Source organism: Microbacterium sp. cf332 (assembly GCF_900102175.1).
Taxonomy (GTDB): Bacteria; Actinomycetota; Actinomycetes; order Actinomycetales; family Microbacteriaceae; genus Microbacterium.
Window position 1 is genome coordinate 191,538 of record NZ_FNKN01000002.1, and the last position, 15,156, is coordinate 206,693.

At 71.2% G+C, this 15,156-nt stretch carries 14 protein-coding genes; 5 read left to right on the plus strand and 9 right to left on the minus strand.

Annotated elements, in window-relative coordinates:
- Positions 1 to 20 precede the first annotated feature (20 nt).
- Both BLT21_RS07970 and BLT21_RS07975 read right to left on the minus strand, forming a co-directional pair.
- Positions 21 to 923, minus strand: coding sequence for a dihydrodipicolinate synthase family protein (locus tag BLT21_RS07970; protein ID WP_091500908.1), 903 nt, complete (start codon positions 921 to 923; stop codon positions 21 to 23).
- Positions 924 to 1,059: 136 nt separating this feature from the next.
- Positions 1,060 to 2,307, minus strand: a complete 1,248-nt coding sequence (locus BLT21_RS07975; protein WP_091500909.1) for a serine hydrolase domain-containing protein — start codon at positions 2,305 to 2,307, stop codon at positions 1,060 to 1,062.
- A 77-nt stretch (positions 2,308 to 2,384) separates the two neighbouring features.
- Between BLT21_RS07975 and BLT21_RS07980 the strand changes: the two genes are divergently transcribed.
- Positions 2,385 to 2,693 (plus strand): DUF2470 domain-containing protein, encoded by a 309-nt coding sequence (locus BLT21_RS07980; RefSeq protein ID WP_091500910.1) that lies wholly within the window; start codon positions 2,385 to 2,387, stop codon positions 2,691 to 2,693.
- Between the two features lie 71 nt (positions 2,694 to 2,764).
- Complete coding sequence (locus tag BLT21_RS07985; RefSeq protein WP_091500911.1) at positions 2,765 to 3,430, plus strand: biliverdin-producing heme oxygenase; 666 nt, start codon at positions 2,765 to 2,767, stop codon at positions 3,428 to 3,430.
- Positions 3,431 to 3,555: 125 nt separating this feature from the next.
- Here the strand turns inward: BLT21_RS07985 and BLT21_RS07990 are convergent, their stop codons facing one another.
- Positions 3,556 to 4,935 (minus strand): ATP-dependent DNA helicase, encoded by a 1,380-nt coding sequence (locus BLT21_RS07990; protein ID WP_091500912.1) that lies wholly within the window; start codon positions 4,933 to 4,935, stop codon positions 3,556 to 3,558.
- 42 nt (positions 4,936 to 4,977) lie between these two features.
- Between BLT21_RS07990 and BLT21_RS07995 the strand changes: the two genes are divergently transcribed.
- The gene (locus BLT21_RS07995; RefSeq protein ID WP_256335992.1) at positions 4,978 to 6,126 is read left to right on the plus strand and encodes a hypothetical protein; all 1,149 of its coding nucleotides are present in this window, start codon (positions 4,978 to 4,980) and stop codon (positions 6,124 to 6,126) included.
- Positions 6,127 to 6,132: 6 nt separating this feature from the next.
- Here the strand turns inward: BLT21_RS07995 and BLT21_RS08000 are convergent, their stop codons facing one another.
- From BLT21_RS08000 to BLT21_RS08020, 6 genes are all read right to left on the minus strand, one after another.
- Positions 6,133 to 8,106 carry a bifunctional copper resistance protein CopD/cytochrome c oxidase assembly protein gene (locus tag BLT21_RS08000; RefSeq protein ID WP_091500913.1) on the minus strand — a complete coding sequence of 658 codons (1,974 nt, stop codon included), beginning with the start codon at positions 8,104 to 8,106 and terminating at the stop codon, positions 6,133 to 6,135.
- Positions 8,107 to 8,201: 95 nt separating this feature from the next.
- Positions 8,202 to 8,489, minus strand: coding sequence for an HU family DNA-binding protein (locus BLT21_RS08005; protein ID WP_036304753.1), 288 nt, complete (start codon positions 8,487 to 8,489; stop codon positions 8,202 to 8,204).
- 210 nt (positions 8,490 to 8,699) lie between these two features.
- Positions 8,700 to 9,830, minus strand: a complete 1,131-nt coding sequence (locus tag BLT21_RS08010) for an alpha/beta hydrolase (protein ID WP_091500914.1) — start codon at positions 9,828 to 9,830, stop codon at positions 8,700 to 8,702.
- A 2-nt stretch (positions 9,831 to 9,832) separates the two neighbouring features.
- Positions 9,833 to 9,961 carry a hypothetical protein gene (locus tag BLT21_RS15835; RefSeq protein WP_256335993.1) on the minus strand — a complete coding sequence of 43 codons (129 nt, stop codon included), beginning with the start codon at positions 9,959 to 9,961 and terminating at the stop codon, positions 9,833 to 9,835.
- A 315-nt stretch (positions 9,962 to 10,276) separates the two neighbouring features.
- The gene (locus BLT21_RS08015; protein ID WP_091500915.1) at positions 10,277 to 11,593 is read right to left on the minus strand and encodes an SLC13 family permease; all 1,317 of its coding nucleotides are present in this window, start codon (positions 11,591 to 11,593) and stop codon (positions 10,277 to 10,279) included.
- A 106-nt stretch (positions 11,594 to 11,699) separates the two neighbouring features.
- Entirely contained in the window at positions 11,700 to 13,061 is a 1,362-nt protein-coding gene (locus BLT21_RS08020; RefSeq protein WP_091500916.1) for a homoserine dehydrogenase, read from the minus strand.
- A 201-nt stretch (positions 13,062 to 13,262) separates the two neighbouring features.
- Here BLT21_RS08020 and otnK point away from each other — a divergent pair, with 201 nt between their 5' ends.
- Together otnK and BLT21_RS08030 are read left to right on the plus strand one after the other, a co-directional pair.
- Positions 13,263 to 14,495 carry a 3-oxo-tetronate kinase gene (gene otnK / locus BLT21_RS08025; RefSeq protein ID WP_091500917.1) on the plus strand — a complete coding sequence of 411 codons (1,233 nt, stop codon included), beginning with the start codon at positions 13,263 to 13,265 and terminating at the stop codon, positions 14,493 to 14,495.
- Entirely contained in the window at positions 14,492 to 15,139 is a 648-nt protein-coding gene (locus tag BLT21_RS08030; RefSeq protein ID WP_091500918.1) for a class II aldolase/adducin family protein, read from the plus strand. The genes otnK and BLT21_RS08030 overlap by 4 nt, the downstream gene beginning before the upstream one ends.
- Positions 15,140 to 15,156: the final 17 nt, after the last annotated feature.

Consider the following 15,156-nt stretch of genomic DNA (forward strand, 5'->3'; position numbering starts at 1 on the left):
GGGATCAGCGGGGCCGTCGGTCAGCGGTAGCCCTTGCTCAGCACGGCCTCGGTGTCGGCGATGATACGCGCGGCAACCTCGTCGGGTAGGGCGAGGCGCGGCGGACGCGTCGTGGTGCTGGCGAGGACTCCGGCCACCTGCTGCGAGAGCTTGATGGCCTGGACGAACCAGGTCTTCGAGTCCCAGCGCAGCAGCGGGTGCAGGTCGCGGTAGATCTCCCGCGCGCGTACCCAGTCGCTCGGATCGTCGGAGGTCGACAGGGTGTACAGCTCGACCGTCGCCGCGGGAATGGCATTGGGATAGCCCGCGACCCAGCCGACGGCCCCCGTGAGGCCGAGCTCGAACACGACGTCGTCCGACCCGATCGAGATGTCGAGTCCCGGGGCGAGCTCGCGGATCTCGTACGCGTGTCGGACGTCGCCCGAGAACTCCTTGACCGAGACGATGAGGCCCTCGTCGAACAGGCGGGCCAGCAGATCGGGGCGCAGGTCGACCTTCGTGTCGATCGGGTTGTTGTACGCGAGGATCGGAAGGCCCACGGCCGCGACGCGGCGGTAGTGATCGACGACCTCGTCATCGCTCGCGCGGTAGGCGTTGGGCGGCAGGAGCATCACGGCGGGAGCTCCGTTCTCGGCGGCGTGCTCCGTGAAGCGCACGCTCTCGAGGGCGCCGTACGCTCCGACCCCGGGGATGACGGCGGAGCCCGGCGCGGCCTCGACGGCGGTGAGGAACACGCGCTTGCGCTCATCCTCGGTGAGCGTCTGGTACTCGCCGAGCGAGCCGTTCGGGATGATGCCGGTGACACCGTTGCGCGTCGCGAAGCCGACGAGTTCGGCGTAGGCGTCGTAGTCGACGGACAGGTCGTCGTGGAAGGGCAGCGTCGTCGCGAGGTTGACGCCGTGCCAGGGCTTGCGGTCGGTCATGGGTCGGTCTCCGATCGGTCGTGCGGGGCAGTCGAGCGGTCGAGCGGTGGAGCCTATGAAGAGGTGCAATGTGCAATTGTACTGACGGATGTCGAGAAGCGCAGCATCCGGGGCGATGCGCGCGCGACGGGTGGCGTCAGGGCACGGGGCAGATGGCGACGGACGCGAGGTCGCCGTCCATCTGCTCGGGCGTCCAGGGCAGGCCGGAGGGCGGTGCCGTCTCACCGGCGACCGCGGGAGCTTTCGACGCGATGGCCGCGAGTTGCCAGCCGAGCACGCGGATCGCCTCGGCGGAGGCACGGGAGTTGTTGAGCACGGCGACGACGGTGAGGCCGGTGTCGCGGTCGGCGAAGGCGACCGTCTGGTAGCCCGGCACCGCCCCGTACTGCCCGACGAGCGTTCCGGCCTGGAAGGTGCCGCCGTCGACGGTGTACCAGGTGGGGACCCCCTCGCCCACGGGGATCGGTGAGCCGAACCGGTCGTCGCCGTCGAACGGGCGCAGACCCGTCGCGAGCGCCCGGACGTACCGCCCCAGGTCGCCTGCGGTCGTCACGGCACCGGCAGCGGTGAAGCCCGCCGACGGTGAGAGCGAAGTGAGGTCGACCGCCGTCGCGCAGTCCGGCGCGCCCTCCGGGGTGAGCACCGACTGGGTGCCGCTCAGACCGACCTCGGCGGTGCGCAGCGGCAGCGACGACTCGGTCATCTCGAGCGGCGCGAACACGTAGCGCTGGAAGAGCTCCGCGGCGGTGTCGCCGGACGCACGCTCGAGCGCCATGCCGAGCAGCACGTACCCGGCGTCGGAGTTGACGAAGGTGCCGGCGCCGGTCGGCGGCGACGCGGCGAGCCCGTACGCGAGCAGCTCGTGCGGCGCCCACGGGCGCGTCGGATTCGCCTCCCATCGCGCCTGCAGCCGGGGCTGATACGAGCCGAGACCCGTCGTGCTGTCGCAGAGCTGCTCGAGGGTCACGACGGGGGTCGCGGGGAAGCCGACGATCCAGGTCGTGACCGGGTCGTCGAGGTCGACGATGCCGTCGTCCGCCATCCCGTAGAGGACGTCGCACGTCATCGCACGCGTGACCGGTCCCGCTTTGAAGGCGTCGGTCGTGGTCACCGCGGAGCCGTCGGGATTCGTGCCGAACGCCTGCACCCACTCCCCCGACCAGGGCACCCAGACACCGGCGATCGCGCCGGCGGAGCCGGTCAGAGCCATCGCGCGCTCGACGGCGGCGACGAGCTGCGCCTGCGTGTCGCCACCGAGGTCAGCCTCGACCTGCGGCGGCGCCGAGACGGTGTCGATCGCGCTGGGAGCACACGCGGAGAGCCCGAGCGCGAGGGTCAGCGCGGCGGCGATTCCCGCGCTCCGACGGCGTCGACTCGCACGCATCCTTCAGCCACCCCCTGATGTATGCCTCAAGTGAATCACACCGCTCTGCCGCATCCCGCGAACCTAGGGTGGGACGCATGACACACGCTTTCGACGCCGATGCCGTTTCCGGGGTGCTGGGCCACATGAACGCCGATCACCGCGACGACAATCTGCTCATCGTGCGCGCGTTCGGCGAGCCGGACGCCGCGTCCGCGACGATGACCTCCTTCGACGGCGATGGCGGCGACTGGCAGGCCACGCGTGCCGACGGCGGCATTCGCGAGGTCCGCGTCGCCTGGCCCGGAGGCGCCATCTCCGAGCGCCGCGAGGTGCGTCGCGAGATCGTCGCGCTCTACGACGCGGCCTGCGAACGGCTCGGCGTCGAGCCTCGACCGCACGACTAGGCGTTACGAATTCGTTAGGAGGTCGCCGAAAAACCTTCAGGTTAGCTGTACCTAAGTGCTACTGTCGGGCCATGTCCGAACCGATCCCGTTCTCGACCGCTCTCCGTGAGCGCTCCAGCTCTGCGCACTCCGGCAGCGAAGGCGCCGGCTTCATGACCGACCTCATGCGCGGAAAGGGCACCCGCGACGACTACGTCGCCCTCGTCGCGCAGCACTGGTTCATCTACGAGGCCCTGGAGCATGCGGCATCCCGCATGTTGATGGACCCGGTCGCCGCCACGTTCATCAGCGACAAGCTCACCCGCCTGCCCGCGCTCGAGATCGATCTCGAGTTCCTGATCGGTCCCGACTGGCGCGAGCGGATCGCACCCCTGCCGACGACGGAGCGCTACGTCGCCCGCATCCGCGAGGTCGCGGCGACGTGGCCCGGCGGTTTCGTGGCCCACCACTACACGCGCTACCTCGGCGACCTGTCGGGCGGGCTCTTCATCGGCAAGCTGATGGCGCGTCAGTTCGGCTTCGAGACCAACGGCATCGGCTTCTACCTGTTCGGCGACATCGCCGACCCGGCAGCCTTCAAGGATCGCTACCGCGCCCAGCTCGACGCGGCCCCCTGGGACGAGGCCGAGCAGCAGCGGGTGATCGACGAGGTGCTCGTCGCCTACCAGTTCAACACCGACCTGTTCGCCGACCTCGCCGCCGCCAAGGCCCGCGGGCACGCCTCGGTCGTCGCCTGAGCGGACCCCGTGCCACGCGATGCCCCGTCGCGCCCAGCCCACCCCTTCCCGCCGCCCCCTCGGGCGCCGCGCGCGTAGCGGGTGGGTTCGGCGCTGCCGGGTCGACTCGGCGACGGCGGACGAGGTCACATGCCGGCGGCGCGGACCGCGGCCATGAAGCGCCGCACGTCGTTGTCGACCAGGATGTCGCTCGGCCGGAGCGGCCGCGACAGGTAGAGGCCGTCGAGCGAGGTCAGGCGCGACAGCGCGACATAGGTCTGTCCGGGCGCGAACGCGCCCGACCCGAGGTCGACGACGGCCCGGTCGTACGTCTTGCCCTGCGACTTGTGGATCGTGACGGCCCACGCGAGCCGCAGCGGGAACTGGGTGAACTCCGCGACGATCTCACGGGTCAGCTTGCGCGACGCCGGGTCGTACGCGTACCGGAACCTCTCCCAGACCGCGGGCTCGACGTCGTGCTCCTCGCCGTCGAGCTCGACCCGCACCGACGAGCCGGCGATGCGGGTGACCGTCCCGATCGAGCCGTTCACCCAGCGCGGCCCGTCAGCCGCGTAGCCGGCCACGTCGTTGCGCAGGAACATCACCTGCGCGCCGACCTTGAGCTGCAGCTCGGGATCGGCCGGGTACGACGTCTCGCCGCGCCCGAAGTCGCCGCTGACATCGGCCTTCGCCGTCTGCACCGGCCCCGTGAGCGCGTCGAGGTGACGCTGGTTGATGCGGTTGACCGCGTCGTTGCGGGTCGCGAGCGTGATCACGGGCGGCTCGTCGCCGGTCGGCGGGGGCGGCGTCCGGGCGCCCGCGGCGTTGAGCGCGGCGGCGATGTCCGCCGTGACGACGCCGTAGCGCACGGCGTTGAGCATGTCCTTGAAGCCCGGATCGGCCTGGCGGTGGATCTCGCCGAGCTCGGCGATGTGCAGCGGCGCCCCGACCCGCCCGAGGTCGAGCAGACCGTCCGACCGGATGGCGCCGGCATCCGCCTTCGGCCCGGCCCACACCTGGGCGTCGAAGAACCAGAACGACCGGTAGTGGTCGCGGATGTACTTGAGCTCGTCGCCCCGCGGGGGCACGGGCGAGAGCTGATACGGGTCGCCGAACATCACGACCTGCACCCCGCCGAACGCATCGGACCGCCGTCGCCGCGCCTGGCGCAGCGACCGGTCGATCGCGTCCATGACGTCGGCGTTGACCATGGAGATCTCATCGATGACGAGCGTGTCGATCGCGTTGAGGATGCGGCGGGTCGGCTCGGACTGCTCGAGCTCGCTGTCTGCGACGAGTCCGATCGGCAGCCGGAAGAGCGAGTGGATCGTCTGCCCCTCGACGTTGAGCGCCGCGACGCCCGTGGGTGCGCAGATGGCGATCTGCTTGTCGGTATTCCAGGCGAGGTGCTGCAGGAGCGTGGACTTGCCGGTTCCGGCGCGACCCGTCACGAAAACGTGGTCGCGGGTGCTCTCGATCCGACGGAACAACGCCTCCTGCTCGGCGGAGAGAGGCGGCAAGGTCACCGATTCATGGTAGCCACAGGCGAGCCTTCCTAGACTTGTGCTGTGCACGAGGCGCAGACGACGCAGGATGCCGCGGTCGGCGGCGAGCCGTCGGGCGCGCCCGACGCCGCGCGACGCACCCCGCGACGTCCCGGTCGCCGCACCCGGCGGAGCGAGCGCGGGCGCCGCCGTCTCGCGCTCGACCTCACGGCGATCGGTATCCTCAGCGTGCTCGCCCTCGGTGCGCTCGGCGTCGGTGGCGTCGCCGTGTACCGCGCCCTGTACAGCCCCGCCGCGTTCGTGGAGCGGTACCTCGCGCTGCTGAGCTCGGGCAGCGCCGCCGACGCCCTGCTCCTGCCCGGCGTCGCGATGGACTCCGGCGAGCTCGCCGCCGCCGACCTGCCCTCGACGACGTCGGAGGTGCTGCTGCGCCGTGCGGCCCTGGCGCCGCTGTCGGAGGTGTCGGTCATCGGCGAGCGGGTGCGCGGCGACATCACCGAGATCACCGTCACGTACCTCGCCAACGGGCATCGCGGTCGCACGCAGTTCGACGTCGAGCAGGACGGCTGGGTCGGGGTCGCACCCGCCTGGCGCTTCGCGCACAGTCCCCTGTCGGCGATCGACCTCACCGTGCGGGGCGCCACGCGCTTCTCGGTGAACGGCTTCGAGCTCGACACCCGTCAGGTCGCCCCGGAGGGGACGGATGCCGACCCGCTCGTGCCCGTGTCGATGCTCGTCTTCTCGCCGGGTGCCTACTCGATCTCGGTCGACACCGCGACGGCCACCTCACCGGGCGTCGCGGTGCTCTCCGACGCGCCGCAGAAGGCCGTCCCCGTCGACCTGCAGACGCAGCCCACGCAGGAGTTCGTCGACGTTGTCCAGGAGCGCGTCGACGACTTCCTCGCCTCGTGCGCGACGCAGCAGGTGCTGCAGCCCACCGGCTGTCCCTTCGGATACTTCGTCCGCAACCGGGTCGAGGGCGCGCCGCAGTGGTCGATCGCGCAGAACCCCGAGATCGAGGTCGTGCCGGACGGGGCACAGTGGGCGATCCCGAGCACCCGCGCCGTCGCACACATCGACGTCGACATCCGCTCGCTCTACGACGGCCGCCTGAACGAGGTGTCGGAGGACGTCGAGTTCTTCCTGACCGGATCGATCACGATCCTGCCCGACGGCACGGCATCCATCCAGGTCTCGGCCGACCAGGACTGACCCGCGTCAGCTGCGGGCGGCGTCGCGCCGGGCGAGCTCCGCGAGACGCTCGTTGTACTGGTCGAGCTCGGTGTCGCCGGCACGGTCGACCTGTCGATCGCGACGGCGCTGCATCCGGTCGTCGGAGCGGCTCCACTGGATGGCGACCGTGATGGCGAGGATCAGGGTGGGGATCTCGCCCACCGACCAGGCGACGCCGCCGCCGATGTACTGGTCCTCGAGCGGGGTCGCCCCCCACGTCCGGCCCATCGAGCCGAACCACTCCGCAGCGAAGAGCCCCGACGACATCATGATCGCGATGCCGAAGAAGGCGTGCATGGCCATCACGGCGATGAGCGTGAGCAGGCGGAAGGGGTACGGCATCCGATACGGAACCGGATCGATGCCGATGAGCGACAGCACGAACAGGTAGCCCGAGATGAGGAAGTGCACGACCATCCACTCGTGCCCGATGTGGTCGTAGAGCGACCACCGGAAGAGGTCGGTGTAGTAGAAGACCCAGAGCGAGCCGATGAACATGATCGACGCGAACGCCGGATGCGTCACGACCCGCGAGAAGGGGGTGTGCACCGCCCACAGGATCCATTCGCGTCCGCCGCGCGAGCCGTCGTCGCGCTTGCGGATCGCCCTCGCCGCGAGGGTCACCGGTGCGCCCGCGACGAGGCACAGCGGGATCGCCATCGACAGCAGCATGTGCCCCACCATGTGCAGGCTGAACAGGTAGTCCTGGTACGCGTTGATGGGGCCGCAGGTGACCCAGAGCAGCAGGAGCAGACCGAAGACCCACAGGGCGGTGCGGTAGACCGGCCAGCGGTCGCCGCGGCGCCGCAGCCGCAGCACGCCCGCCAGATAGAAGAACAGGCCGAACCCGGCGACGAACACCCACAGCAGGTCGACGTCCCACATGGTGAACCAGCGGTCGATCGTCAACTCGGGCGGCAGGACGGTGCCTGTGAGCACCTGCGCCGGCGTCTGCTCCTCGGGCAGGGTGGTGTCGACCGGCGGCGGGGTGCGGGCGAGCGCCGCGGCGGCCCCGCTCGCGATGCCCATGAACACGATCTCGACCGTGACGAGCAGCCAGAAGATGCGGGCCGCCCCACTCGAGGCGAGCTTCGCGATGAGACGGCCGCGGTAAAGGGCGCCGAGCACCCCCATCCCGATCAGCGCGATGACCTTGACCAGCAGCAGCGCGCCGTACGGCGACAGCAGGTTCTCGGGCGAGACGACCGCCACCGCCGCCCGGACGCTGCCCGACACCGCGACGACGACGAACGCGGCGAGGGCGATGCTCGAGTAGCGCGAGACGACCGAGACCATGTCGGCACGGTCGACGACCGGGCGGATGACCACGAGCAGCAGCAGCCCCCCGAGCCACACCGCCGCCGCCACGATGTGCAGCGCGAGGGCGGTCACGGCGATGTTGTGGTTCGCCTCTGCACCCGAATGGCCCTGCGTCGCCATCGGGACGAGGGATGCCGCCGCCAAGATGCCGACGATCAGCGTCGAGGTCCAGCCGCGCACCGCGAAGGTGAGCACGGTGAGCACGGCGCCGGCGATCGTCGTGAGCAGCCACGCGCGCCCCGCCTCGGTGTCGACGAGGAAGCGCCCCAGCTGCTGTCCGAACTCGACGCCGGCGCTCGGCGCGGCGCCGAAGAGGTTGAGGAAGGTGAAGAACGCCGTCGCGGCGCTCGCGACGGTGAAGACCGCCGCCGAGATCGAGGCGGTGTCGAGGGCCGTGTCGAAGGGGCGCTCGCCGGCTCGCAGCGCGAAGAGCGCGACGACGAGGGACCCGACCATTCCCGCGGCCGCGAGATTGACGACGAGCTTGATGATCGGAAGGCCCCAACGCACGACCGGGCCGGGATCGAGCAGCTGCAGCGGAGCAGCTCCGCCGCCGGCCGCGAGGCCGATGAGGACGACGATGAGAGCCGACACAGCGAGGATCGCCGGTCCGGCGAGGCGCTGCGCTCGGGATTCCACCCGACAAGCCTACGGCGGTCGCGGGACCGCGGGCACAGGCGGGAACGACGGAGGGGGATGCCGTACGGCATCCCCCTCCGGTGAATCGTCGTCGATTACTTGACGGCGGCCTTCAGCTTCGAGCCGGCGGTCACCTTGACGCGCTTGCCTGCGGCGATCTTGATCTCTTCGCCGGTCTGCGGGTTGCGGCCGGTGCGAGCGGCGGTGTCGACCTGCTCGAAGGCGATCCAGCCCGGGATCGAGACCTTGCTGCCCTTGGCGACGGCCTCGGAGACGGTCGTGAAGAGCGAGTCGAGCACGCCCGAGACGGCGGCCTGGCTCTGACCGGTGGCGCTGGCGATGCTCGCGACGAGCTCGGTCTTGGTGATGGACTTGTCAGCCATAGGGTTGTCCTCCAGACGGCGGACGACGGACGCGCCGCCGACAGCGTGGGTGGTTCCCGGGGACTCGCGTCCCGCGGTTGGTCGTTCGACCGGTCCCGAATATACGCGGATTCCGCGGAATTTCGCGGATTTACCGGCTTCCAGGGGCGCTTTCACCCGGCGTGTCGCCCGTTTTCGGGGCGCATGGGACGAATGTGACGCCTGCGCGGCTCAGATCCGTCGCAGCGCGGCGACGACCTCGGCCTCCCAGCGGCGGGCGGCGGGCAGGGCTCCGACGAAGATCGGGGTGTCGTGCGTGACGCCGAGATACCGCGTCGCGCTCGCCTCGACTCCGGCCCGACGCAGCCTCGCGGCATAGGCAGCCCCGTCGCCGCGCAACGGGTCGTACTCGGCCGTGAGGATCACCGCGGGCGGCAGGTCGGCGAGCGAGTCGGCGCGCATCGGTGACGCGTACGATTCGTGCGCCCGCGATCGGTCGCCGAGGTACGTGCGCGCGACCGAGACCAGCTCGCGCACCGCGATGAACGCCGGGACGCCGAGCGCGTACGTCGCGCGCAGATCGATGTGGCGCCCCGTCAGGTCGGTCACGGGCACCTCGAGGATCTGCACCGCGACCGGCAGCCGAGCGCGGTCGCGGTTCATGAGCGTGAGGACCGCGGCGATGTTGCCGCCCGCCGACGAGCCCGAGATGCCCACGCGCCGGGGGTCGATGCCCAGCACCCCCGCCTCGTCGTGGAGCCACACCCACGCGGCGTAGGCCTGCTCGATCTGCGTCGGGTAGCGATGCTCGGGGGCGAGGGCGTAGTCGACGGCGACGAGGACGACGCCGGATGCCTCGGCCCGGCGCCGACAGGCCGCATCCGCCGTCGGGTAGTCGATGCCGCCGATGCGGAACGCGCCGCCGCCGAGGACGAGGCAGGCGGGTGCGGGCTCGCCGTCGACGACGGAGCTCGGCCGGTAGACGCGCACCCGCACCTCCGGGTAACCGGGCACCGGAACGCGGTGCTCGGTCGTCGCGATCGCGGGGCCCGGCGTGCCGACCGTGCGCAGCTCCTGGCGGTCCCACGACAGCGCCGCTTTGCGGTGGCGCTGCCGCGGGGTCAGCTGCCGCGCGGCGGTCGGCTTCGCGGGGGTGGGGGTGGACGGCGTCGGGGCGGGGGCGGCGGTCCCGGGCACGCCGTCCGCGGCGGGGGCTCGTGCCGGCACCGGCCGGGGCGCCTCCGGTCGCGTGGCGCGCGGCATCCGTTCGGCCACGGCCGACGTCACCGACCGCCACGCCTGACGCAGGAGGTACCGGCGGTGGGTGCGCAGCCGCTCGGCGAAGAACGGGTCGAGCGGCATCGTCAGTCCCCCGTCGCCTCGTCGCCGCGGCGGTCGAGTTCGTCGAGCCGCCGCAGCTTCGACCACGGCACGAGGGCGATCCACATGACCGACGCGATCGCGCCGCCCATGATCATCGAGCTGATGTCCATGCCCCGACGCTATTGCCGAACACCGCCGCGGCGCATCCCCGTGCGCGGGACGGTCCACTCCGTGTAGGGCACGGGTCGCCGGGTGTCGGGTGCCGGTCTCGGGCGGGCGGCGGTCTCGGGCGGGTTCTGTCCCGTCGACAGGTTCAGCGCGGACCAGGTCGGCAGGCGCGGCCCGCACACGACCCTGAACCTGTGGGCGGCACGGCCTCGGTCCGCGATAACCGCACACGGCGCCGGTCGGATGGCGGCAGACGGACGCGGCCCCCGTCCCGGCGAGGCCGAGCGGGGGCCGCGGAGGCGGATCCGGTGCCGGAGTCAGGCCCCCAGGAAGGGTACGACGAACAGCAGGATGGTGATCGCCGGGCCGATGAGCACCATCGACAGACCCCAGATCATGAGGTGCCGGTACAGGCGGGGCCGATCCTCCTCGGGACCCGAAGCGACGATCGTCGCGCCCGTCGTGCCGAAAGGCGCGCAGTCGACGAGAGACGCCGAGATCGCCAGGGCGTAGATGAACCCCGTCATCTCGAGCCCGCCGCCCGGCACGAGCAGCGGCACGGCGAGCGGGACGAGCGCACCGATGATGCCGATGGTCGATGCGAACGCCGAGACGAGAGCGGCGATGACGCAGAGCACCACGGCGGCGATGATCGGCACGCTGACCGACCGCGCAGCCTCGCCGAGCTGGTCGATGGCGCCCAGGCGGGTCAGGACGCCCACGTAGGTGATGATTCCGCCCAGCAGCAGGATGGTTCCCCAGTCGACCTTGCCGAGCGCTTCGCGTCCGACCTTCGGGTTGATGAAGGCGAGCAGCACGGCGAGCGTCAGCGCGACCGCGCCGAGGTTGAGGTCGACGTCGTTGATCGTCAGGGTGAAGAAGGCGACCACGAGGACCGGGATCGAGATGAGCGTCATCAGCTGGTAGCCGGTGAGCTTGGTCGTCTCGGTGCGGGTGAGGACTCCCGTTCCGCCGGCGCTGCCGAGGGGGCCGGTGTCGCCCGCTGCGCGCTTCGCCTTCGCAGCCCGGCCGCGGGCGATGAGCTCGCGCCCGCCGAACATGAAGAACGCCACGAGCACGACGAGGGCGTTGACCCCGATCGACAGGGCGAACATCAGACCCGCGTTGTACGGGATCTCCGCGGCGTTGGCGACGGTCATGACGGTGATGCCGACGATGCTCGTGGGGGCGAGCGCGCCGCCGACGATCGCAGAGCTCATGACGATGCCCATCATCGTCGTGTGGATGCGGTGCTTGTGCGCGAGGCTCATCGCGATCGGCACGATGGTGAAGGCCGCGTGCGACGTGCCGAGGCACGCGACGAGCGTGCCGACGACCAGCATCGCCCACGGGATCAGGGCGACGCGGTCGCCGATGAGGCGCACCGACCGGTCGACGAGCCAGTCGACCGCACCGACCGTACGCGCGATACCGAACAGGTAGGTGATCCCGAGGAGGATCAGCAGCGCGTCGACGGGGAACCCCCCGAGGACGTCGTCGAGCGGCTCGCCCACGACCAGCACGCCGACGAGGACGGCGGCCACGAGCGCGAGCGCGCCCATGTGCACGTTGCGGATGGCCGAGATGGCGAAAACGGCGACCAGGACGATGAGGGCGATGATCTCCACGTTCACGCGGACATCCCTCCCTCGCGCGCAGGGTCGGTCAGGTCACGGTGCATCGTCGTTGATCTCCAGGTCGTCGGAATCGGATTGCGGGCGGAATCGGGGGCGGTACGCGTCAGTGTCCGAGAGCGAGCCCGGCGCGGTAGGCGGCGAGGGCGGCGACGGGGACATCGTCGAGGTCGCCGAGCGTCACGAGGGCTCCGGCTGCGACGTCGCGGCGCAGGCGCGCACCCGAGAGCAGGTAGTACGGCGCGATCTCACCGGCATCCGGGGCCACGATGACGGGCGAGACGCCCGAGATCTCATGGTGGTGTCCTTCGACGCGGAAGGCCGTGCCCGCGCCGAGGTCGCCGGTCGCTCGGGCTGCGAGCACCGTGTGCTGGCGCGGAGCGGGGGTCGCGGCGGTGCCGTCGACGGCAGCAGCCACGGTCATCGGCGTCTCGACGCCCATGAAGTGATAGGGCCAGAAGATGCACGCGTATCGGCCGTTCCGGCTGACCACGTGTCCCTTGCCCCGCAGGGTCGCCCAGGTGACGTCGTCGCCCGTGCGGACGATCGCGAAGACGCCGCCCGCGAAGCTCGCCTCGCCGGGAAGACGGAGCATCGAGAACACGTCGACGACGCCGGTCGAAGCGAGGATGCCGCCGTCCGCGAGCTCGGCGTACACGTCGGCGAGCTCGTCCGGACGCGCTACGGGATAGTGCATCGACTCGCGGTCAGCGGCGGCGCCCGTGTACAGCGACACGACGTTCATCTCGCACGCGTCTGCCGCGGCGGCGCGCTTGAGCTCCGACACCGCGTCGGCTCGCGCCGCGAGCGTCGCCGCGGTGTCGGCACCGAGGTCGAGCAGCCCGGCGAGCGCGGGCGCCTCGATCTGCACGCCGTTCTGGTCGACGATGCCCGACTCCGGGTCGAAGACGAGGTCGTACTCGCCCGACTTCCCGAGCGCGACGATGTCGAATCCGACGGCGAGCACCCACGCGACGAGCCGGATCAGGTTGGCGGGCTGGTCACCGTCTCCGGGCAGGTAGCGCAGGCCCCGCTCGTGCGCCTTGGCGCTCAGGGCGACACCGGCGACCGACTCGATCTCCTTGCTGACCATGACGACGTGGGTGCCGGAATCGAGGGCGGCGTCGGCGTACGCGTACCCCGCCTCGATGCGGCCGGTCGCTTCGACGAGGACATCGGCGTGCTCCCAGGAGAGGTGGGCGCCGTCGCCGACGACCGCGACCTTGCCCGATTCGACGGCGGCGGCGGTCTCGGCGACGGACGTCGCGCGGACCAGGTCGTCGTCACCGACACCGAGGTCGCGCAGCATCCGGACCACGCCGTCGACGTCGGGGTCGATCAGCTGGGCGGCCGTCATGTCGGGGAGCCGCCGCAGCTGGTCGAGCAGGGTGCGCCCGTATCCGCCGTTCGCCCCCGTGAGGGCGATGCGGATGGCGGAGGTGCGGCGGGGTGCCGGGCTCTGGATCACCGTTGTTCCTGGTTTCGTCGTCGAGAGTGGTCGAGGATCCGGTGCGGACCTCGGGGAGCGCCTGCAACTGTAATCGTTTCTCACAGATTGTCAAAAATGTTCCCAAATAGTCACATAGACTGAAGGAGATCCCCCATCCCGGACGATCGCCGCTCCGTTCCCGACCCCGCGGACCGGACCACCCCGACGAAGAGGTTCCCCATGCTTATCGGCGCCATCGCCGACGACTTCACCGGCGCGACCGATCTCGCGACGACCCTGCGAGAGCGCGGCATGCGCACCGCTGTCGTCATCGAAGACCTCCCGGTCGGGCCGGAGCGCCTCGACGGACTCGACGCCGTCGTCGTCGCACTCAAGACGCGGACGGCTCCCGTGAGCGCAGCCGTCGCTGCGTCCCAGCGCGCCGTCGACCGGCTGCTCGACGCCGGCGCCGAGCGTCTCTACGTGAAGTACTGCTCGACGTTCGACTCCACCGACGAGGGGAACATCGGCCCCGTCCTCGACGCCGTCCTCCGCCGCGTCGACGCCGACCGCACCGTCGTCGTGCCCGCGTTCCCCGCCAACGGACGGACCGTCCGCGACGGCCTGCTCTACGTCGGCGACGACCTGCTCGAGAACTCCTCGATGCGCCACCACCCGCTGACGCCGATGACGCGCTCGCGCCTCCGCGACATCCTCGCGCCGCAGACGCGGGCGGCCATCACCGAGATACCGCTCGGCACCGTGCGCGCGGGGACGAACGCGCTGCGCGCGGCCATCGACGGCGCCGCACCGGGTTATCTGATCGTCGACGCCGTCACCGATGCCGACCTCGCGGCCATCGCCGCCGCCTCCGCGCACCTGCGGGTGCTGTCGGGCGGGGCCGCGCTCGCAGCGGGAATCGAAGGACCCGCGGATGCCGCGCCCCGCAGCCTCGAGCCGGTCGGTCCCGGCCGCCTCGTCGTATGCGGCTCGGCATCGAGCACCACGCGAGCGCAGATCGCGCACGCCCATGCCGCCGGCTGCGCGCTGCGACAGGTCGACCTCGACCGGGCGCTCGACCACCCGCAGGACGAAATCGACGGCATCGTCGCCTGGGTGCGGTCATTGCCCGCCGACGACCTGCCCGTCGTCTACTCGGTCGCCGAGCTGAGCGACATCCGCGTCGGCGCCGCCGAGGTCTCGGCAGCGGTGGAGGACGTACTCGCGAGAGTCGCCGCAGAGCTGGTCGCGGGCGACACCGCGCACCGGATCATCGTCGCGGGCGGCGAGACGAGCGGAGCGGTCGTGCAGCGGCTCGACGTCTCGCTGCTCGACATCGGCCCCCAGCTCGCCCCCGGCGTCTGCTGGAGCGGGGCGACGACGGGTAGCGGACGGCGCGTCGCGCTCGCTCTCAAGAGCGGCAACTTCGGCGCGACCGACCTGTTCACCGCAGCCTGGGAGGCACTAGCGTGACCGCGATCGACGACCTCATCGCCGCCGGCCGCGCGCTCGTCGACGCGGGGCTGAGCCCGGGCAGCTCCGGCAACGTGAGCGTGCGCGCGGGCGACCGCATCCTGATGTCGGGCACGGGAACGCGCCTCGGCGCGCTGCAGCCCGCAGACATCGCCGAGCTCTCACCCGAAGGGGCGCACCTCAGCGGGGCGCGCCCGTCTAAAGAGGTGTCGCTGCACGTCGCGCTCTATGCCAAGAACCCGACGCATCGGGCCGTGGTGCACGTCCATTCGCCCTCGGCCGTAGCACTGTCGTGCCTCGAGCCGTGGTCGGCGCACAGCGCGATCCCGCCACTGACCCCCTACGCGCTGATGCGGGTGGGGCAGACCCCGCTACTCAGCTTCGTCGCGCCGGGCGATCCCGCGATGGGCGCGCTCATCACCGACAGCCCGTATACGTTCCGCGCCGCCCTGCTCGCCAATCACGGTGCTGTCATCAGCGGCGAGGACGCCGCGACCGCGGTCGACAGTACCGTCGAACTCGAGGAGGCCTGCCGTATCGCGCTCCTCACCGAGGGCAAGCCGCGTCGCCTCATCCCCGCCCACGACATCGCCGCGATCACGGAGCGCTGGGGCATGCCGTGGACAGACCCCGCGGATCAGTAGGCTGAACGCGACGGAAA